Below are 17,827 nucleotides of genomic sequence, written 5' to 3'. Positions count from 1 at the left end.
TCCGGCATGACGCCCCCTCCCCGGGGAAGGCCAGGGAGCGCGGCCCGCATGGCCTCAATGCAGATTGTGCTGCGCACCGGTGCCCTCCTCGTCCATCAATCCCCGCCCCGTCTCGAACCTGTCGAGCCGGTAGCGCGCCGCCGCCGGGTGCGGTTGCCCGGTTGCGATCAGGTGTGCGAAGCAATGCCCGGAGCCCGGCACCGCCTTGAACCCGCCATAGCACCAGCCGCAGTTCAGAAAGAGCCCATCCACCGGCGCGTGGTCGATGATCGGCGAGCCGTCGGGCGACATGTCCATGATCCCGCCCCAGGAGCGCAGCACGCGCGCGCGGCCCAGCATCGGCATCAGGGTCATCCCGGCCTCCATCACGTGCTCGGCCATCGGCAGGTTGCCCCGCGCCGCATAGGACGGGTAGAAATCCAGGTCGCCGCCAAAGACGAGACCGCCCTTGTCGGACTGGCTGATATAGAAATGCCCCATGCCATAGGTCACCACGTGGTCGATCACCGGCTTCAGCCCCTCCGTCACGAAGGCCTGCAGCACGTGGCTCTCGATCGGCAGGCGCAGCCCGGCCATCGCGGCCACCTGGCTGGAGCGCCCGGCCACCACGATCGCCACTTTTCGCGCCCGGATCGCGCCGCGCGTCGTCTGAACCCCGGTGACCTTGCCGCCCGCGATGTCGATGCCCGTCACCTCGCAGGTCTCGATCAGGTCGACGCCCTGCCGGTCGGCTCCGCGGGCGTAGCCCCAGGCCACGGCATCGTGCCGCGCCGTCCCGCCGCGCGGGTGGTAGAGCCCGCCATAGATCGGAAACCGCGTCTGGTCGTGGTCGAGATACGGCAGCATCGCCCGGCATTCCGCCCGGTCTAGCAGGATCGCGTCGTCCCCCTGGTTGAGCATGGCGTTGCCCCGCCGGGCGGCCGCGTCGCGCTGACCGTCGGAGTGGAACAGGTTGATGATGCCCCGCTGGGAATGCATCACGTTGTAGTTCAGCTCCTGCTCCAGCCCCTCCCAGAGGCGGAGCGAATGCGAGTAGAACTGCGAGTTCCCCGGCAGCCCGTAGTTCGCCCGCACGATCGTGGTGTTGCGCCCGACGTTCCCGGACCCGAGATAGCCCTTCTCCAGCACCGCGACTTTGCGCAGCCCGTGTTCCGCCGCCAGGTAATAGGCCGTCGCCAGCCCGTGCCCGCCGCCGCCGATGATAACGACGTCATATTCCGGCTTCGGATCAGGCTTGCGCCAGGCCGGCCGCCAGCCGCGGTTGCCCGAAAGCCCCTGCTTCAGGATCTGAAAGGCGTTGTAGCGCATGCCGCTCCCCGCTGGCCTCGCTCCAGCAAAGCAACCGTCCTGCCGCTTGGCAATCCTGCCGGGCGACATCAGGGGGCCTGCGGGCGACATCTCTGCCGATCCTCCGCCTCCCCTTGCCCGTCGGCGCGTGCTAGGATCGGCGCAAATCAAGAATGAGCAGGAGTGAGCAGATGACAAATGCAATGCGCGGCGCCGCGCTGGCTCTGGCGGTATGCGCGACCGGTGTCGGCGCGGAACCGGCCATGGCCGCGACCACGGTCGAGGTGTCCGGCCTGAACGGCGAGGAGATGCTGAAGCTGCGCAGCGGCCCCGGCACAGGCTATCGCATCATCGTGGGCCTGCCGAACGGCACCATCCTCCGCAACCACGGGTGCGACCGCATCGGCGGCACCCCCTGGTGCAAGGTCTCGCTGAGGGAAGCACGCAGCCTCCAGGGCTATGTCTCCGGACATTACCTGAAACAGAAGTGACCCGACCCGCCCCGACCGGCGTGGGCGAGATCGACCGGCGCGCGCGTCAGCGCGCGCCACGCCCAACGGGAGGAGGCGCATCTGCGATGCGTCGACGACGGGCGGGAGCACCCTGCCCCGGCTGATGGGCGCCCGTGGAGCACGCAGGACTCCACCAACCGCATCCGACCGATCCCGACGCCGTCCCGGCGCCTTTCCGCCCCGGAGCGAATCATTCCGAAGCCACGTTGCCCGACCAAGACCCAACGCGCCCGTCCGGGACAGTCGATGAGAATGCCCTCGATCATTTCCCGGGCGGAAACAAGCCGGTGGACATCACAGCGAAAAAACTCGTGGAAAACCGGTACATTCGCACGTCCGGGAGTGAATTCTTCGCGAAACGAGTGACTTGCGTGGCGACTTTATGGCAAAAAGTAGTCCATGGGTGGGGGCGCCCATATCGATGTGAGGTATAGGGTGTTATTCATGTTGCATTCGTCCCAGACGGCAGCTTGCCGCAACTTTGGCGCTCGTGCCGCCATGCGCCGCGTCGGGGCCTTCGGGCAACGGGAAGACGGCGCACTGATCGTTTTCACGCTCTACATACTCATCTGCATGCTGCTTGCCATCGGCATGGCAATCGACATCGTCCGCACCGAATTCGCACGCATCAAGATTCAGAACACGACCGACACAGCCATTCTGGCCGCGGCTGACCTGGAACAGACCCTTTCGCCGGAAGCGGTAGTAAAGGATCACTTCCGGCGCGCCGGTATCGACGAGGACGCGATCACGATCACGGTGACCAATGTCACCAATGAAAAGATCGTCTCGACACAGAGCAACCTGATGATCCCGACGATGTTCATGGACATGGTCGGCATCACCAGCCTTGCCGCTCCGTCGAGCGGGACGGCGGAGGAATCCGTCACGGACCTGGAGATTTCCCTCATTCTCGACAACTCGGGGTCGATGGGACAGAACAACAACTACCGCATGAACCTGCTGAAACCGGCCGCCAAGGAATTCGTGGACACGATCCTGGAAGCCGACACTGACGAGAAGCGGATATCGATCTCGCTGGTGCCCTTTGCGACCCAGGTCACCGCCGGAGCGGAGCTTCTGTCCCATTACCCGGGCGTTACCTCCGAACATGCCTACTCGCATTGCGTGACCTTCGAGGATGCGGACTTCAAGACGACGTCTCTCCCGACGACCCAGACGCTGGCCCGGACCGCGCATTTCGACCCCAGCAGCACGCGCACGCCGCCCTACGATTCCGGCCGGGTCTGCTCCACGCTCGGGAGCCGCGAGATCCTGCCCTGGTCCAACAACGCCGGGGCGCTCAAGGCGCAGATCGACTCGATGGTCGGTCAGGGCTGGACCTCCATCGAGGTCGCGACGAAATGGGGCCTGACCCTGCTCGACCCGTCCTCCCGCAGCGCGCTCTCGGCCATGGCCGACAAGAAGCTCGTGAACGAGGAATTCCGCGGCCAGCCCTTCGACTACACGCGACGGGCCACCCAGAAGTTCCTTGTCGTCATGTCCGACGGTGAGAACACCAACCAGTATGATATCAGGGCGCCCTATCGCGAGGGTCCGTCCACAGTTTTCGTCTACGAGGAGTCGGGCAGGACGCGGTATACCTACTATGATGAGACCCGCGTCGGCAGCGACAAGTACTACCGCGTCAGCGAAGACCGTTGGAGATCGACTCCGAACAGCGCCAACGATGCCGTGCGCTGGACCTGGCCCGAGGTCTGGGAGAACATGGGCGTCAAGAAGTATACGCAGGACATCGTGTCCGCGGCGCTCGGCGGCACCGCCAACAGCTATTACAACGACATCGTGGATTCGATCGCCTCCGGGACCAAGAACACCCGCACCTCGGAAATCTGCAGCGCCGCCAAGGCGAAGGGCGTGATCGTCTTCACGATCGGAATGGACACCTATGGTCAGGGCGACGCCACGCTGGCCGATTGCGCCTCGAGCGCGTCACATTTCTACGACGTGGAATCCACGGATATCTCCACCGCCTTCGCGTCCATCGCCCGGACCATCACCCAGCTCCGCCTGACCAACTAGGCGCCCGAACCGCAGAGCGACGATTTACGCGAACGGCAGGCTGCCGCAGCGTCAACAATCACTCGCCACAATCCGGACAGAATACGGCCCGCGCCCGCCTTGCGCGGGCCGTATTTCTGACAGCCTGCGCTGCCTAATGACCTTGGCGGCTTCCAGAATGGGCCGTCCTCAGGATTCAACCCGTCAGGTGAGCCAATGCCGAGTAAGAGTTTTCAGCTAAAACGCGTTGCCATGCCCCCCCGCGAGACAAATGCCCCCGGCGCCCACTCTTTGCATGACAGCAAGGCGGGCTGCCTGCGTTTGAAGCTGGGAGGCTTCCGTCGCGACGAGGATGGATCCCTCATCGTCTTCAGTCTCTACATCATGATCTGCATGATGCTCGCAATCGGCATGGCGCTGGACACGATCCGTTTCGAATACAACCGCGCCCTGTTGCAGAGCACGCTCGACCGCGCCGTGCTCGCCGCCGCCGACCTCGATCAGACGCTTGTTCCGAAAGAGGTCGTGGAGGATTACTTCGACAAGGCGGGGCTCGGCGATCACCTGGACAGCGTTGTCGTCACGCAAGGCATCAACCACCGCTCCGTTACCGCCAATGCGAGTGCCGAGATCGACACGATGTTCATGGACATGGTCGGCATCAAGACGCTGACCGTTCCGGGCAGCGGAACCGCGGACGAGACCCTCGCCGACATCGAGATCGTCCTGGTGCTCGACAACTCCGGCTCCATGGGCTCCAACAGCGACTACCGGCTCAACCTCCTGAAACCGGCGGCCGAGGACTTCATCGACGCCGTTGCGCGCGATGCGGACGACACCGACGGCACCACCGCGATTTCCATCGTCCCCTTCGCCACCCAGGTTACCGCCGGCAAGGATCTTATGGACACGATCACGCATACCGGCGATCACAGCAGCTCCTACTGCGTCACCTTCGACGAGGACGACTTCGACTCGACCACGATGTCGCAGACCAAGACCTACCGTCAGACCGCGCATTTCGACCCCTCCGGCACCAGCTGGACGGCGAGTTCGAACGACCTAGTGTGCTCCACCTGGAACAGCCGCACCATCACGCCGTGGTCAACCGATGCTGAGTATCTCAAGGGCCGTATCGACGACATGCAGGCCAATGGCTGGACCTCCATCGAGCTTGGCGTGAAATGGGGCGCCGCCCTGCTTGATCCGAGCATGCAGGACGCCCTTACCGCGCTTGCCGACAAGGGGATCGCCGACGAGGAACTGCGCGGCCAGCCGTTCTCCTACGACCGGGACAACACCATGAAGGTGATGGTGGTGATGTCGGACGGCGAGAACACCAACCAGTACGACATCAAGGACGGCTATCGCTCCGGAAACTCGCCGCTGATGTACGACAGCTCCTCCAAGGACTACACCTACCACTACCCCGAGCGGTCCGGTTCCTACGACTATTGGCACGAGGATCGCGACCAGTGGTACACTTACCCCGACGGTTCCAATGCCAAGTACATGACCTGGCCGGAAGTCTGGGCCGACATGACCGTCAACAACTTCGCCCAGAACATCAAGCGAGACGCGATCGGCGGCAGCTCCAGTACCTACTACGACCAGATCGTCGAATCCTACGGCTCGACCCTCAAGAACAGCCGGACCTCCGAGATTTGTCAGGCCGCCAAGGATGCCGGCGTGACGATCTTCACGATCGGCATGGACACCTATGGCCAGGGCGACGCCACCCTGTCGGACTGCGCCTCGGCGGAGACCTACTTCTACGACGTCCAGAGCCTGGACATCTCGGTTGCCTTCGCGGCGATCGCGCTGCAGATCAATCAGTTGCGCCTGACCCACTGATCGGCGTCGTGCATGGGCACTGTCGCGCAGAATTGCAAAATCCGCAGTTCTGCGCCGCCTCCGCCCCAATTCCGCCACAGGTCTGATGTTCCTTTAAAATACAAGATCTTCGGCGCTGCGGGCAGCCCATGTCGGACAGGTTTCTTCACTCCGACAAGGCAAGGCTGTCCGGGGGCCGAACCTGCCATAGAACTGCCCGGCGGCTCCGTCACGGAGACGCTCCCAGATTGTAACCGGGGCCATGTGCATGAAGCGGATTGTAAGTAACTTGAAGGCACGGATCCTTCATCGGTCGCGGCCAGAGGATGGCAACGCCTCGATCGAATTTGTTATCCTGTTTCCCATCTTCATGGTCCTCTTCATGTCGGCCTTCGAGATCGGCCTGCTGATGGTTCGCCAGGTCATGCTGGACCGCGCCACGGACATCGCCGTCCGCACCCTTCGCCTCGGCCTCTGGTCCGATCCGAAACACGACGACCTCAAGGATTACATCTGCGACACCGCCGCGGTGCTCCCGGATTGCAAGACCAACCTGCTGATCGAGTTGAGCCCGGTGTCGACCACGACCTGGGCGCCCCTACCCGACGCCACGACCTGCGTCGACAAGGTGCAGAACATCCAGCCCGTCACGACATTCGAGGAAGGGATCGAGCACGAGTTGATGATGGTGCGGGTATGCGCCCTGCAGCAGCCGCTCTTCCCGTTGACCGGGCTCGGACTGCACCTGCAGCGGATCGACCCCGACCATTACGCGCTGATCTCGATGTCAGCCTTCGTCAACGAACCGAGCTGAGGGGAGCTTTCGCATGTTCCGTTCCGCGACATCCCGCCTGACCGCCCCGCTCCGCCACTTCCTGGTGCGCGCCGACGGATCGCTTTCCGTCGAGGCGGCGATCATCCTGCCGGCGCTTTGCTACATCTACGTCGGGTCCTTCGTGTGGTTCGATGCCTTCCGGATGCAGACGGTCAACCTCAAGGCGACCTACACGATCTCCGACATGATCAGCAGGGAATTCAATGCCATCGACCAGGACTATTTCGACGGGCTGGACAGCGTCTACGAATACCTGACCGACGGCGTCTACCCGACGCAACTCCGCGTCTCGATCATCGAATGCACCGACGGATGCGACAGCGACGACACGCGCCAGCTTGCCGTCTGCTGGTCCAAGGCGACGACCGGCCGGCTGCCCCTGACCGACGAGGACCTGGCGGGCAAGGGCGATATCGTGCCTTACTTCCAGTGGGCGGACCAGCTGATCATGACCGAGACCTTCATGGCCTACACGCCGGCCTTCAACGTCGGGCTCGGCGCGCAGACCTACGAGAACGTCGTCTTCACGCGCCCCCGACTGACCGGGCAGGTCAAGTTCGAGCTCTCGGATGGCTCGTTCGAGGATTGCAACAACAACAACTGATCCGGCGCGAGCGCGCCGCGGACGCGCCTTCGCCGGCGGTCGCTCCTGATCACTCGGATGGCGCGTTTTTCTCGAAGTGATGCCGCGCGACCAGTGCGGTAATGATCTCGGATGTGACCTTGGCCTCGGAGGCGGAGGTGATCCCCCCGACGCCGACCCGACGCCCGAGACGCCACCAGAGCCCCGGAGCCCAGCGATTTCCGCCCCCGCTGTCCGACAGCCGCAGCAGAAAACCGTTTGACGGCTTGATGGCAAAGGTGCCCCGGTCGACCGCGACGATCTGGTCGATCCGCGCCAACACCTCGCCGCGGCTGTCCCGCAGCTCCGTCTCGGTCAGCTCGATCCGGTTGGCGGTGGCCCGCCGCATCGCTTCGGAGAGAGCCAGCCCGCCGCCCCCGACGACCAGCATGAAGAGCTGCAGCAGCAGATCCTCCGGCGGCCGCGTGACGCCGACATAGACCAGCAGGCTGCCGAAGGTGCACAGGATGATGATCCCGACGACCCTTCGAGGGGTGGACGGGGTGATGGTGGCCAGGATCTCGGGCATATCGTCGTTCATGGCGGCTCCATAGCGCGCCTTGCGCGCCAAGGCGAGAGCTGCCGTGAGCCTGAGCGTCTGCGCACAGTGACCTGATCGCCCGCGATCAGCTGTGCGGATTGTCACACCCCCATCGGCGACCTACTTTTGCGTCGAACAAGGAGACGCAGCCATGTCCATCAGACCTGTCGACCACACCAGCCTTGCCCGTCCGACCATGGAAGGCGCCGGTGTCCATCTTCACCGTGCCTTCGGCTTTGGCGACCCCGCACAGAGCGACCCGTTCCTGCTGCTCGACGACTTCCGCAACGACCGGCCGCAGGATTTCGAGGCAGGGTTCCCGTGGCACCCGCACCGGGGCATCGAGACCGTGACCTATGTGCTGAGCGGCACGGTCGAGCATTCCGACAGCCTCGGCAACGCTGGCCGGCTCGGCGCCGGGGACGTGCAGTGGATGACCGCCGGCTCCGGCATCCTCCACCAGGAGATGCCCGAGGGGAACGCCCGCGGCCAGATGCACGGCTTCCAGCTCTGGGCCAACCTGCCCTCGTCGCTCAAGATGACGGCGCCGCGCTATCAGGACGTGCAGGGCGACGAGATCCCCGAGATCCTCGAGGATGACGGCACCCGCGTCCGCGTGGTGGTCGGTTCATTCTGGGGCAAGACCGGGCCGGTCGACGGCATCGCGGCCGATCCGCAGTTTCTCGACATCTGGGTGCCTGCAGGGGTGAAGAAGACTTTCCCCGTCGACACCTACCGCCGCGCCTTTGCCTATGTGTTCGAAGGGGCCGGCGCCTTTGCGGACGCCTCGAAACCTACCGGCATCCTGCTCGAGAAAGAGGTTCGCGGACAGGAGGTCAACATCCGCGACATGTCGGGCAACCGTACCCTGGTTCGCTTCGGTAATGGCGACGAGGTGACGGTTCAGGCCGGGCCAGAAGGCCTGCGGTTCCTGCTGATCTCTGGCGCGCCGATCCAGGAACCCGTCGCCTGGCACGGGCCGATCGTCATGAACACGCAGGCCGAGCTTGAACAGGCGTTCCGGGAGCTGCGCAACGGCAGCTTCATTCGGCCGCAGCACTGAGCGCCGCGTCACCGCCGGATCCGGCCCGCCCGGGTCCGGCCGCAGCGTCGGGCACGCCAACGGCTCCGCGCACCATGTCCCAGTAGAGCTGTTCGACATCGAACCGACTGAGCCGGCCGGTATCCCGGAACCAGGTGCCGATGCCGGTCAGCATCGCGATCAGACCCATGGTCGCGACCTTGGTATCGGGCACGATGAAGCAGCCGTCCTCCCGCCCACTGGCGAGGATCGCCTCCAGTTCCCGCTCATATCGCCGGCGCAGCCCCTCGATCACCGCGAAATGCTCCGGCTCGAGGTTGCGCAGTTCCATGTAGGAGATGAACACCTCGTCCGGCCGGTCGAGGTGGTAGCGGATGTGGAACCGGGTGAAGGCCTCGAGGCACGCCAGCGGGTCGTCCGGCCTTGGCTCTTCCTCCCAGCAGCCGAGCAGGTGCTCCATGTGATTGCGCATCAGCTCGAACAGCAGCGACTGCTTGTCGGCGGTGTAAGTATAGAGCGCCCCGGCCTGCACCCCGACCTCGGCCGCGATCTGGCGCATCGAGACCGCCGCGTAGCCATGCCGCGCAAACAGCTCCAGCGCCGCGGCGCGAATACGCGGACCGGTGATTTCGGCGTGGGATCCTGTCTTGCGTGCCATTGAACGACCTTCCCTTGAACGGGCGTTCAATTCAAGAGCCGATCCTCCGCTTGCCCTTTTCGGCTGCGTGGATAGGGTGCGCCAACCGCTTCACCGGAGCCCAGATGCCGCGAACCGCCCCTGCCCCGATCCTGTTGCTGTGCCTCGCGGCCCTTGCCGGATGCGCGCAATTCCCGGAACTCGACGCCGCGCTGACCGAGGAAGGCAGGCTGGCGCCGGAGCCGGAGCTGGTGGACAACGCACCGCTGCTGGCCGCGGCGGCCGCCGGCACCGTGGACGAGAGCACGCAGGTCGCGCTCCAGTCCCGCGCAGCTGCGCTCGAGGGGCGGGCAAGCGGGCTCGCCGGGCCCGTCCTGCTGCCCGAGGAGCGCGCGGAAATCGACGCAGCGCACAGCCGGCTGCGCGGGCTCACCCCGCTCGTTGCACCGGATAGCTGAACGCGCTAAGTCACGCCGGGCCGCTTCCCGGCGGCTCCAGATATCGATCACCACGCAGACCGGAGACCCGCACATGACCCAACCCCTTCGCCTCGGCATCGCAGGGCTTGGCACCGTCGGCACCGGCGTTGTGAAGATCGTCCGCCAGAAGGCCAACCTACTGGCTGCGCGCACCGGCCGGCCGATCCAGATCACCGCCGTCTCGGCCCGCAACCGCGACAAGGACCGCGGCGTCTCGCTCAAGGGCTACGCCTGGGAAGACGATCCTGTGAAGCTCGCAATGCGTGACGACGTCGACGTCTTCGTCGAGCTGATGGGCGGCGCCGACGGGCCCGCCAAGGCCGCGACCGAAGCCGCGCTCGCCGCCGGCAAGGACGTGGTGACGGCCAACAAGGCGATGCTGGCGATCCACGGGCAGGAGCTGGCGGAAAGCGCCGAGGAACTCGGCCGGGTGATCCGCTTCGAGGCCGCCGTCGCCGGGGGCATCCCGGTGGTCAAGGCGCTGACCGAAGGGCTCGCCGGCAACGAGATCACCCGCGTCATGGGCGTGATGAACGGCACCTGCAACTACATCCTGACCCGGATGGAGGATTCGGGCCTGCCCTATGACCAAATCTTCGACGAGGCGCACCAGCTCGGCTATCTCGAAGCCGACCCCAACCTCGACGTCGGCGGCATCGACGCCGGCCACAAGCTGTCGCTGCTGGCATCCATCGCCTATGGCACGCAGGTCGATTTCGGCAATGTCGAGCTGGAGGGGATCCAGAAGATCTCGATCCAGGACATCCGCACCGCCGCCGCCATGGGCTTCCGCATCAAGCTGCTGGGCGTGGCGCAGATGACCGGGCGCGGGCTGGAACAGCGCATGTCGCCCTGCCTCGTGCCGGCCGACAGCCCGTTGGGCCAGCTCCAGGGCGGCACCAACATGGTCGTTCTGGAAGGCGACAGCGTGGGCCAGATCGTGCTGCGCGGCGCCGGCGCCGGCGAGGGCCCGACGGCCAGCGCGGTGATGAGCGACGTGATCGAGATCGCCCGCGGCACCCGTCTGACGACCTTCGGGCAACCGGCCGCCGGGCTGGAAAAGGCCCGTCCGGCCCGCGCCGCGGCGCCGGCTCCCTACTACCTGCGCATGATGCTGACCGACAAGCCCGGCGCGATGGCCAAGGTCGCGACCGTTCTCGGTGACGCCGGCATCAGCATCAACCGCATGCGCCAGACCCACCACGACGACACCGCCGCCCCCGTCGTCTTCGTGACCCACAAGACGGGCCGCGACGCGCTCGACCGCGCGCTCGCGGGCTTTGCCGGCACCGGCGTCGTCCAGGGTGAGGCCGTGGCGATCCGCATCGAGGACGTCTGAAGCCCGGGCTTTCGACGGTCTTTGGAAAAAAAGCGAGGCTGTTTGCCGCGATAGCGCTAACGACGCTTGCACCCCGGCTGACAGCGCCGCTACCCCGAAGCTGACCGATCAAACCCTTTGATTCAGGAAGACACAGATGCACAACCCTCCCGAGTTCCACGACCGCCTGCTCTCGCTTTCCCTCGCGCGCGTCACCGAAGCCGCCGCGATGGCGTCCGGGCACCTGGTCGGCCGTGGCGACGAGAAGGCCGCCGACCAGGCCGCCGTCAACGCCATGCGCGAACAGCTCAACCGGATGGAAATCCGCGGCACGGTGGTCATCGGTGAGGGTGAGCGCGACGAAGCGCCGATGCTGTTCATCGGCGAGCAGGTCGGGCTCGGCGAGGGCCCCGAGGTCGACATCGCGCTCGACCCTCTCGAAGGCACCACGCTGACCGCCCATGACAAGCCCAACGCGCTCTGCGTGATCGCCATGGGCCCGCGTGGCTCGATGCTGCATGCCCCCGACGTCTACATGGACAAGCTCGCCATCGGCCCGGGCTACCCGCTCGACGTCGTGACGCTGAAGATGGACCCGGCCGAGCGCGTCCATGCCCTTGCCAGGGCCAAGGGCTGCGACCCCTCCGAGATCAATGTCTGCGTGCTCGACCGTGACCGCCACGAGGACATGATCAAGGACCTGCGCAAGACCGGCGCGGCGATCCGCCTGATCACCGACGGCGACGTGGCCGGCGTGATGCACTGCGCCGAGCCGGAGCTGACCAATATCGACATGTACATGGGCTCCGGCGGGGCGCCCGAGGGCGTGCTGGCCGCTGCGGCTCTGAAATGCATGGGTGGGCAGATGTATGGCCAGCTCCTGTTCCGCAACGACGACGAGCGGGCGCGCGCCGCGAAGGCCGGGATCGAGGATCTGGACCACATCTACACCCGCGACGAGATGGTGACCCGCGACGTCGTCTTTGCCGCCACCGGCGTGACCGACGGCAACCTGGTCCACGGCATCAAGCGCAGCCCGCACCGGTTCACCACCGAAACGCTGCTGATGCGGTCCAAGACCGGGTCGGTGCGGCGGATGATCTATTCCAACCCGGTCTGATCCCGGCATGGCGGCATTTCTGGGGGTCGAGCAGTCGCTCACCGGGCGCACCTGGGTCGGCCCCAGCATCGAACAGGAACGCCGCGCCGAGGCGATGGCGCAAGCGACCCGGATGCCCGGGCCGCTGTGTCACACGCTGGTCCGCCGGGGCGTGGAGATCGACGCCGTCGATGCCTTCCTCGCCCCGACCCTGCGGGACATGCTGCCCGACCCGCGCAGCCTCAAGGACATGGACGCCGCCGCCGCACGCCTGATGACGGCGTTGGAGCGGAGGGAGCGGATTGCCGTCTTCGCAGATTACGACGTGGACGGCGGCAGCTCGGCGGCGCTGCTGCTGTGCTGGCTGCGCGCGCTCGGCCGGCCGGCGACGCTCTACATTCCCGACCGCATCGACGAGGGCTATGGTCCCAACCCGCCGGCAATGCGCGATCTCGCGGCAAGGCACGATCTGATCGTCTGCGTCGACTGCGGAACGCTCTCGCACGACGCCCTCGCGGCCGCAGAGGGGGCCGACGTGGTGGTGCTCGACCACCACCTCGGCGGCGAGACGCTGCCCCCCGCGGTGGCCGTGGTCAATCCGAACCGGCAGGACGAGGACGGCGCGTTGGCGCACCTCTGCGCGGCGGCCGTGGTCTTTCTGCTGCTGGTCGAGGTGAACCGGCGGATGCGCGAGGCCGGCGCGCGCGGGCCTGACCTGATGGCGATGCTCGACCTGGTCGCGCTGGCCACAGTGGCAGATGTCGCACCGCTCATCGGGGTGAACCGTGCGCTGGTGCGCAGCGGGCTCAAGGTCATGGCGCGGCGCGAACGGCCGGGCCTGCGGGCGCTGGCCGATGTCGCAGGCATGAAGGAGGCGCCGCGGGCCTATCATCTCGGCTACCTGCTCGGGCCACGAATCAATGCGGGTGGACGGATCGGCCAGGCAGACCTGGGCGCGCGTCTTCTCACCACCAATGACCCCGCCGAAGCGCAGGCCCTCGCAGAGCGGCTGGATGCGCTCAACCACGAGCGCCGCGAGATCGAGGCGCAGGTCACTGCCGCGGCACTGGCGCAGGCCGAGACGCGCGGAATGGATGGCCCGCTGGTCTGGGCCGCCGGCGAGGGCTGGCATCCAGGCGTGGTCGGAATCGTCGCCTCCCGGATGAAGGAAGCCACTAACCGCCCGTCGGTCGTGATCGGCCTGACCGAAGGAGAAGGCAAGGGTTCCGGCCGCTCGGTCAGCGGCGTGGACCTCGGCGCCGCGATCCAGCGCTTGGCGCTGGAGGGGCTTCTGATCAAGGGCGGCGGACACAAGATGGCGGCCGGCCTGTCGGTCGCGGCAGACAAACTGGAACCCGCGATGGAACGGCTCTCCGACCTGCTGGCCAAGCAGGGCGCCGGCGCGGGCGGCCCGCGCGACCTCGCCCTCGACAGCCTGCTGATGCCGGGCGCGGCCAGCGTCGAGTTGATCGAGAAGATCGAGGCCGCCGGCCCCTTCGGCGCCTCCGCCCCTGCCCCGCGATTCGCGATCCCCGACGTGGCGATCCTGCATGCGCGCCGGGTCGGAGAATCGCACCTGAAGCTCTCGACCGGCGACGGGCTCGGCGCGAAGCTCGACGTCATTTGCTTTGGCGCTTTCGACACCCCGCTCGGCCCCCGGCTCGAGGGGCACGCAGGCGCAAGGTTTCACCTGGCCGGACGGCTGGAAGTCAACGAATGGAACGGCCGCCGCGCGCCGCAACTCCGCCTGGAAGATGCCGCCCCCGTCTGATCGGGGCATCGGTATTACAGCGGAGCCTCCCGTGAGATTTCCGCCATCCGCACGAAAATCCCCTTGCACCCCGCGGCCAGCTTTTCTACATACCGCGTCACGCCGATGCGGTCCGTTCGTCTATCGGTTAGGACGCCAGGTTTTCAACCTGGAAAGAGGGGTTCGATTCCCCTACGGACTGCCACCCACATCCCAGAACTATTCAATTTCAACCTCTTGCGGTTATTCCTGACGAACCTAAGTCAAGGTTCGCCAAGATATTGTTCGCGATTGGTTCTGCTACAGCCGACCTATCGCCAAGTCTGCAAGACTACCACGATTGAACTCAGACGTGTAGAGCATGACGTCCTTGAGCGACTTGTGCCCGGTAACCGCCATGATCTCATGGGGTGTCGCGCCGGCTTCGGCCATTCGCCGAGCGATAGCCTTGCGCAACCCATGTGACGTGCAGTTGGGGAGGTTGGCCTCATCGCACCATTTCCGCATGAGGTTTCCAAACCCGGTGGCTGACCGACATTCTCCGTAGTCCGTCTCGAGGAAAGTCAGCCGATTGTAGGGAAGCGCCCTGATGACCTTCCCAAGCTCTGGATGAACCGGGATATCGATCAGCAGACCGTTTGTTCTGATGGTTTTCTGCCTCCGGTACCGTAGCCGACCGGACGCGAGATTCTGACGTCCGAGCCTTACCACGTCGGCACGAGCTGCCCCTGTGTAAAGCATCAAAGTCATCGCCGTATGCGCGACAGTACCGACCGCGTGCGTCGCGTAGAATCTCTCGATCTCGCCCTCCGTCCAGGTGTGAAATCCCGTTGAGCTGGCTTTGCACGGCTTAACGTTGGAGGCGGGATTGTCGGCACGCCACTCGAGGTCGATTGCAAGATTCATGAGCGACTTGATGCGTTTCAGCAAGTTGTTCGCGGCCGCCGGCCTGTCCGCCATGGAAGCCAAAGCACCGAGGAGCCGCCAATCCACAAAGAGCATCGAGGAGGCCGCTCTCGTATGCCAGAGGTTCGCGCTTCCAATAAAGCCATGAACTTGGGTTGGCGCCCTGTGAAAACTCAGCGCAGGTCTTTGCTACTAATTTGAACTCCACCTCGCCTGAACTCGTTCGCGCTATTCCCGAATGGCGATTGACCCCATCACCGCCGGTCACGGCATCAGCAAAACCGTCTTCAAAACCCTTGCGGTCGAGCGACAGGATCTGAGCCGTCTGATCGCCCACTTGCCTGCGAACTGCATCAAGCAAACCGTTGGTGTCGCTGATCATCATCCATTTCCTTCGTTGTAAACGCCAAGCGAAGAACCACGCCGATCAGAGTAACATGCCGGATGCACATTGCTGGCAGTCGATTGCTCAAAGGTAACGGGAAGGTCGCGGCGCAGGACGCGTTACGGCCTCTCCAGGTCCATGACGAAATAGTGCAGATGTGGACGCAGCATCGGCTGATCGAGATAGGTCGTTGTTTCCAGAGGCCCCGCGACCTCGACAAAACCGAGCTTGGGGTAGAGACTGCGCATCTCGACATTGGGCGTTAGCGTATCGGCGACCAGCCTTTTCAGACCCATCTGGCGCGCAGCCGCTGTTCGCGCTTCGATCAGCCGACGACCGGTGCCGGTGCCCCGCGCAGCCTGGGTGACGAAGACCCGTTTCAACTCTCCAGTATCGGGGTCCAACCGTTTCATCATGCCGCATCCGACAATCTGACCGGCCTCGTCGCGCGCCAGAACAAGGCAGCCATCGGGCGGCAGGTAGTCCTCCGCGTGTGTCCAGAATTCAGCAAGCGCGCTTTGCGGCGCGGCTGGATCGATCTCGAGACCCATGTCCTGCATCCGCTGGACAATGTTGGCATAGTATTGGGCCAGGATGGGGTTCAGGTCATCCTTTCGGGGCAGTCGGTCGCAGTTTACAATTTCGATCGTTTTCATCGCACGTTCCTTGTCCTCGGCCTCTTGCGGGCGGCAGGGTTTGTGCCTGTCCACTGGTGCCGCATCAGGTCAGGCACTTGTCGAGACAGTTCATCCAATTCTCGCGCGCGAGCTTCGCGATCAGAGGGGCGTCGTATCCATGCGCACCCATCGCCTCGAAGAACAGCGGAACTCCTGTCACGTCGCCGATGAGATCGGGCAGCACGCAGCCGTCGAAGTCCGAGCCGAGCCCCACGTGATCCTCGCCTGCCTCGGCGATCAGATGGTCGAGGTGGCGGAGCATCGTGTCCCAGCCTGTGCCGCCATCGGCCCTGCCATCCGCGTTCAGGTAGAAGGTCGCGAAGTTGAACCCCGCCATGCCGCCGCGCTCGCGGATCATGTGAAGCTGCCGGTTGGTCAGGTTGCGCGGGCTCTCGCAGAGCGCGTGGGCGTTGGAATGCGTCGCGACGAGCGGTGCATTCGAGACGCGGGCGACGTCGTCGAAGCCCCTTTCGTTCAGGTGCGACAGGTCGATCAGGATGCCGAGTTCGTCGCAGAGACGGACGAGGTCGCGGCCCCTCTCCGTAAGGCCGGGACCCGTATCGGGCGCGCCGGGAAAGGCCATCGGAACCCCGTGGCCAAAGATCGTGGGCCTGCTCCAGACCGGGCCGAGCGACCGCAGGCCCATGTCGTGGAAGAGGTAAAGCGCGTCGAGATCCGGCCCGATCGCCTCCGCGCCTTCCATGTGCATGACACCCGCGATCACACGCGCCTCCATCGCTTCGCGGATCTCGGGCACCGAACGGCAGACGCGGAAATCCTGCGGCGCCGCCCGCTCCATCCAGTGCAGAAGCCCGGCCATGGCCAGCGCGTCGGGCTGGGCCTGCGTGTGCGTCATCTCGGGCGGCATCGGCAGCGCATAGGGCGGGTCGGCCATCAGCGCCTTGAAGTCGGGCGGCGGACCACCGGACGCCGGCGGCACGAAGATCGCGAAAAGCCCGCCCGCGAAGCCCGAGGCCTTCATCCGGGCGAGGTCGAGATGGCCGTGGCCGCCCGCGCCGAGCCATGTCTCCTCTCGTGGGGCGGGCGTCTTCATCAGTCGGAGGAGAAAGTCGTTATGGCCGTCGAAAAAGGGGACGAGGGCGGTCATGGGGCAGGCTCCTTTCCGGCAGTCGCCAGATAGGTATCGACCGCGTTCAGAAGATCGGTGCAAGGCTGGTCGACGATGCCGAGTTCGCCCAGATGCCCGACGATGCTGGCGAGGTAGTCCCGGCTGGTGCCGAGGTCTCCAGCCCCGTGGGCGACGTAGCGGACCTGCTCCTCGTGTGTCAGGTCCGGGCGGACATCGGGTACGTCGTGATCCGCGAGAAAGGACAGCACTCGGACCTCCTCATCGCCGATCCTGGCCGGGATGAACCGGGCGAGGTAGCCCGGGGCCAGCATTTCGCGCTGAAAGAGAATATCGGTCTCGGTCTCCACATCCGCGGCGGCGATCCGGAAGGCCAGCCCGTCGCAGCCGTCGCCCGAGTCCAGCGTCGCCATCAGGCCCGGTGCCTCTGCGGTTCCGCGGCCGCCCCGGTATTCCACGAGAATCAGGCGACGGGCATGGTTTGCAACATGCGCGCGCCGCACCTCGGCGAAGAGCAGGGCCGGGTTCCACATCAGTGAACCGTAGCCGAAGATCCACAGGTCACCCGAATGTCCGGCCAGCGCCTCGGCCCGGATCGCCTCGCGCCGTGCTTCGGGATAAACCCAGTCGCTCAGATGCGGCTCCTGTACGATGAGGTCCTCGGCCCGGAAGGTCCGGAAGAGCGAGGTTTCGGGATCTGCGATCCGGTCACGCAGTTCGGGATGGTGGACGAACGGGTCGTGCATGTCAGGCAAGGCGGTTCTCCTTCGCGGCATCGCGGGTCGGGGTCATTTC

Annotated in this window: 18 protein-coding genes and 1 tRNA gene; 11 read left to right on the top strand and 8 right to left on the bottom strand. The window is 65.3% G+C overall.

All coding sequences use genetic code 11. The features are described 5' to 3' along the window. Positions 1 to 54: 54 nt before the first annotated feature. The gene (locus tag ACFQ2S_RS08130) at positions 55 to 1,308 is read right to left on the bottom strand and encodes a sarcosine oxidase subunit beta family protein (RefSeq protein WP_386073947.1); all 1,254 of its coding nucleotides are present in this window, start codon (positions 1,306 to 1,308) and stop codon (positions 55 to 57) included. A 170-nt stretch (positions 1,309 to 1,478) separates the two neighbouring features. Here ACFQ2S_RS08130 and ACFQ2S_RS08125 point away from each other — a divergent pair, with 170 nt between their 5' ends. From ACFQ2S_RS08125 to ACFQ2S_RS08105, 5 genes are all read left to right on the top strand, one after another. Further along, complete coding sequence (locus ACFQ2S_RS08125) at positions 1,479 to 1,778, top strand: SH3 domain-containing protein (RefSeq protein ID WP_386073946.1); 300 nt, start codon at positions 1,479 to 1,481, stop codon at positions 1,776 to 1,778. Positions 1,779 to 2,243: 465 nt separating this feature from the next. Continuing rightward, a complete protein-coding gene (locus ACFQ2S_RS08120) occupies positions 2,244 to 3,842 on the top strand; it encodes a TadE/TadG family type IV pilus assembly protein (protein WP_386073945.1) in 1,599 nt (532 codons plus the stop codon). A 270-nt stretch (positions 3,843 to 4,112) separates the two neighbouring features. Continuing rightward, positions 4,113 to 5,675 (top strand): TadE/TadG family type IV pilus assembly protein, encoded by a 1,563-nt coding sequence (locus tag ACFQ2S_RS08115; RefSeq protein ID WP_386073944.1) that lies wholly within the window; start codon positions 4,113 to 4,115, stop codon positions 5,673 to 5,675. A gap of 268 nt (positions 5,676 to 5,943) precedes the next feature. Beyond that, entirely contained in the window at positions 5,944 to 6,468 is a 525-nt protein-coding gene (locus ACFQ2S_RS08110; RefSeq protein WP_386073943.1) for a TadE/TadG family type IV pilus assembly protein, read from the top strand. A gap of 13 nt (positions 6,469 to 6,481) precedes the next feature. Further along, entirely contained in the window at positions 6,482 to 7,093 is a 612-nt protein-coding gene (locus ACFQ2S_RS08105; RefSeq protein WP_386073942.1) for a TadE/TadG family type IV pilus assembly protein, read from the top strand. 49 nt (positions 7,094 to 7,142) lie between these two features. Here ACFQ2S_RS08105 and ACFQ2S_RS08100 read toward each other — a convergent pair whose 3' ends face one another. Beyond that, entirely contained in the window at positions 7,143 to 7,652 is a 510-nt protein-coding gene (locus ACFQ2S_RS08100; RefSeq protein ID WP_386073941.1) for a hypothetical protein, read from the bottom strand. Between the two features lie 151 nt (positions 7,653 to 7,803). On the opposite strand from ACFQ2S_RS08100, the gene ACFQ2S_RS08095 reads away from it, so the two are divergent. After that, positions 7,804 to 8,715 carry a pirin family protein gene (locus tag ACFQ2S_RS08095; protein ID WP_386073940.1) on the top strand — a complete coding sequence of 304 codons (912 nt, stop codon included), beginning with the start codon at positions 7,804 to 7,806 and terminating at the stop codon, positions 8,713 to 8,715. Here ACFQ2S_RS08095 and ACFQ2S_RS08090 read toward each other — a convergent pair. After that, positions 8,696 to 9,352: a TetR/AcrR family transcriptional regulator gene (locus tag ACFQ2S_RS08090; protein WP_386073939.1), complete on the bottom strand. Its 657-nt coding sequence runs from the start codon at positions 9,350 to 9,352 to the stop codon at positions 8,696 to 8,698. The two genes, ACFQ2S_RS08095 and ACFQ2S_RS08090, sit on opposite strands and share 20 nt — an antisense overlap. A 104-nt stretch (positions 9,353 to 9,456) precedes the next feature. On the opposite strand from ACFQ2S_RS08090, the gene ACFQ2S_RS08085 reads away from it, so the two are divergent. The 5 genes from ACFQ2S_RS08085 to ACFQ2S_RS08065 all read left to right on the top strand — a co-directional run bounded on the left by ACFQ2S_RS08085 (position 9,457) and on the right by ACFQ2S_RS08065 (position 14,182). Then, positions 9,457 to 9,789, top strand: coding sequence for a hypothetical protein (locus ACFQ2S_RS08085; protein ID WP_089232072.1), 333 nt, complete (start codon positions 9,457 to 9,459; stop codon positions 9,787 to 9,789). A gap of 73 nt (positions 9,790 to 9,862) precedes the next feature. Further along, positions 9,863 to 11,149, top strand: a complete 1,287-nt coding sequence (locus tag ACFQ2S_RS08080; RefSeq protein ID WP_386073938.1) for a homoserine dehydrogenase — start codon at positions 9,863 to 9,865, stop codon at positions 11,147 to 11,149. Positions 11,150 to 11,285: 136 nt separating this feature from the next. Then, positions 11,286 to 12,248 carry a class II fructose-bisphosphatase gene (gene glpX, locus ACFQ2S_RS08075; RefSeq protein ID WP_386073937.1) on the top strand — a complete coding sequence of 321 codons (963 nt, stop codon included), beginning with the start codon at positions 11,286 to 11,288 and terminating at the stop codon, positions 12,246 to 12,248. 7 nt (positions 12,249 to 12,255) lie between these two features. Continuing rightward, positions 12,256 to 13,998: a single-stranded-DNA-specific exonuclease RecJ gene (gene recJ / locus ACFQ2S_RS08070; protein WP_386073936.1), complete on the top strand. Its 1,743-nt coding sequence runs from the start codon at positions 12,256 to 12,258 to the stop codon at positions 13,996 to 13,998. A gap of 109 nt (positions 13,999 to 14,107) precedes the next feature. Next, positions 14,108 to 14,182 (top strand) — tRNA-Glu (locus tag ACFQ2S_RS08065). A 95-nt stretch (positions 14,183 to 14,277) separates the two neighbouring features. Here the strand turns inward: ACFQ2S_RS08065 and ACFQ2S_RS08060 are convergent. From ACFQ2S_RS08060 to ACFQ2S_RS08040, 5 genes are all read right to left on the bottom strand, one after another. Then, the gene (locus tag ACFQ2S_RS08060) at positions 14,278 to 14,883 is read right to left on the bottom strand and encodes a tyrosine-type recombinase/integrase (protein ID WP_386073935.1); all 606 of its coding nucleotides are present in this window, start codon (positions 14,881 to 14,883) and stop codon (positions 14,278 to 14,280) included. Then, positions 14,828 to 15,265, bottom strand: coding sequence for a hypothetical protein (locus tag ACFQ2S_RS08055; RefSeq protein ID WP_386073934.1), 438 nt, complete (start codon positions 15,263 to 15,265; stop codon positions 14,828 to 14,830). The genes ACFQ2S_RS08060 and ACFQ2S_RS08055 overlap by 56 nt, the downstream gene beginning before the upstream one ends. A 122-nt stretch (positions 15,266 to 15,387) precedes the next feature. Next, positions 15,388 to 15,924: a GNAT family N-acetyltransferase gene (locus tag ACFQ2S_RS08050; protein WP_386073933.1), complete on the bottom strand. Its 537-nt coding sequence runs from the start codon at positions 15,922 to 15,924 to the stop codon at positions 15,388 to 15,390. Between the two features lie 64 nt (positions 15,925 to 15,988). Beyond that, positions 15,989 to 17,053 carry a dipeptidase gene (locus tag ACFQ2S_RS08045; protein ID WP_386073932.1) on the bottom strand — a complete coding sequence of 355 codons (1,065 nt, stop codon included), beginning with the start codon at positions 17,051 to 17,053 and terminating at the stop codon, positions 15,989 to 15,991. After that, positions 17,050 to 17,778: a gamma-glutamylcyclotransferase gene (locus ACFQ2S_RS08040; RefSeq protein ID WP_386074305.1), complete on the bottom strand. Its 729-nt coding sequence runs from the start codon at positions 17,776 to 17,778 to the stop codon at positions 17,050 to 17,052. The genes ACFQ2S_RS08045 and ACFQ2S_RS08040 overlap by 4 nt, the downstream gene beginning before the upstream one ends. Positions 17,779 to 17,827 lie beyond the last annotated feature (49 nt).

This window comes from Tropicimonas aquimaris (genome assembly GCF_042676185.1).
Taxonomy (GTDB): domain Bacteria; phylum Pseudomonadota; class Alphaproteobacteria; order Rhodobacterales; family Rhodobacteraceae; genus Tropicimonas; species Tropicimonas aquimaris.
Note: the sequence above shows the minus strand (reverse complement) of the source record. Positions and strands in the feature narration are given on the sequence as shown.

Excerpts from the sequence above, each read along its gene's own strand:
- recJ (WP_386073936.1), top strand. The coding sequence starts at position 12,256 with ATGGCGGCATTTCTGGGGGTCGAGCAGTCGCTCACCGGGCGCACCTGG.
- glpX (WP_386073937.1), top strand. The coding sequence starts at position 11,286 with ATGCACAACCCTCCCGAGTTCCACGACCGCCTGCTCTCGCTTTCCCTC.
- ACFQ2S_RS08090 (WP_386073939.1), bottom strand. The coding sequence starts at position 9,352 with ATGGCACGCAAGACAGGATCCCACGCCGAAATCACCGGTCCGCGTATT.
- ACFQ2S_RS08045 (WP_386073932.1), bottom strand. The coding sequence starts at position 17,053 with ATGACCGCCCTCGTCCCCTTTTTCGACGGCCATAACGACTTTCTCCTC.
- ACFQ2S_RS08085 (WP_089232072.1), top strand. The coding sequence starts at position 9,457 with ATGCCGCGAACCGCCCCTGCCCCGATCCTGTTGCTGTGCCTCGCGGCC.
- ACFQ2S_RS08050 (WP_386073933.1), bottom strand. The coding sequence starts at position 15,924 with ATGAAAACGATCGAAATTGTAAACTGCGACCGACTGCCCCGAAAGGAT.
- ACFQ2S_RS08120 (WP_386073945.1), top strand. The coding sequence starts at position 2,244 with ATGTTGCATTCGTCCCAGACGGCAGCTTGCCGCAACTTTGGCGCTCGT.
- ACFQ2S_RS08080 (WP_386073938.1), top strand. The coding sequence starts at position 9,863 with ATGACCCAACCCCTTCGCCTCGGCATCGCAGGGCTTGGCACCGTCGGC.
- ACFQ2S_RS08040 (WP_386074305.1), bottom strand. The coding sequence starts at position 17,778 with ATGCACGACCCGTTCGTCCACCATCCCGAACTGCGTGACCGGATCGCA.
- ACFQ2S_RS08100 (WP_386073941.1), bottom strand. The coding sequence starts at position 7,652 with ATGAACGACGATATGCCCGAGATCCTGGCCACCATCACCCCGTCCACC.
- ACFQ2S_RS08095 (WP_386073940.1), top strand. The coding sequence starts at position 7,804 with ATGTCCATCAGACCTGTCGACCACACCAGCCTTGCCCGTCCGACCATG.
- ACFQ2S_RS08125 (WP_386073946.1), top strand. The coding sequence starts at position 1,479 with ATGACAAATGCAATGCGCGGCGCCGCGCTGGCTCTGGCGGTATGCGCG.
- ACFQ2S_RS08055 (WP_386073934.1), bottom strand. The coding sequence starts at position 15,265 with ATGATCAGCGACACCAACGGTTTGCTTGATGCAGTTCGCAGGCAAGTG.
- ACFQ2S_RS08060 (WP_386073935.1), bottom strand. The coding sequence starts at position 14,883 with ATGAATCTTGCAATCGACCTCGAGTGGCGTGCCGACAATCCCGCCTCC.
- ACFQ2S_RS08105 (WP_386073942.1), top strand. The coding sequence starts at position 6,482 with ATGTTCCGTTCCGCGACATCCCGCCTGACCGCCCCGCTCCGCCACTTC.
- ACFQ2S_RS08130 (WP_386073947.1), bottom strand. The coding sequence starts at position 1,308 with ATGCGCTACAACGCCTTTCAGATCCTGAAGCAGGGGCTTTCGGGCAAC.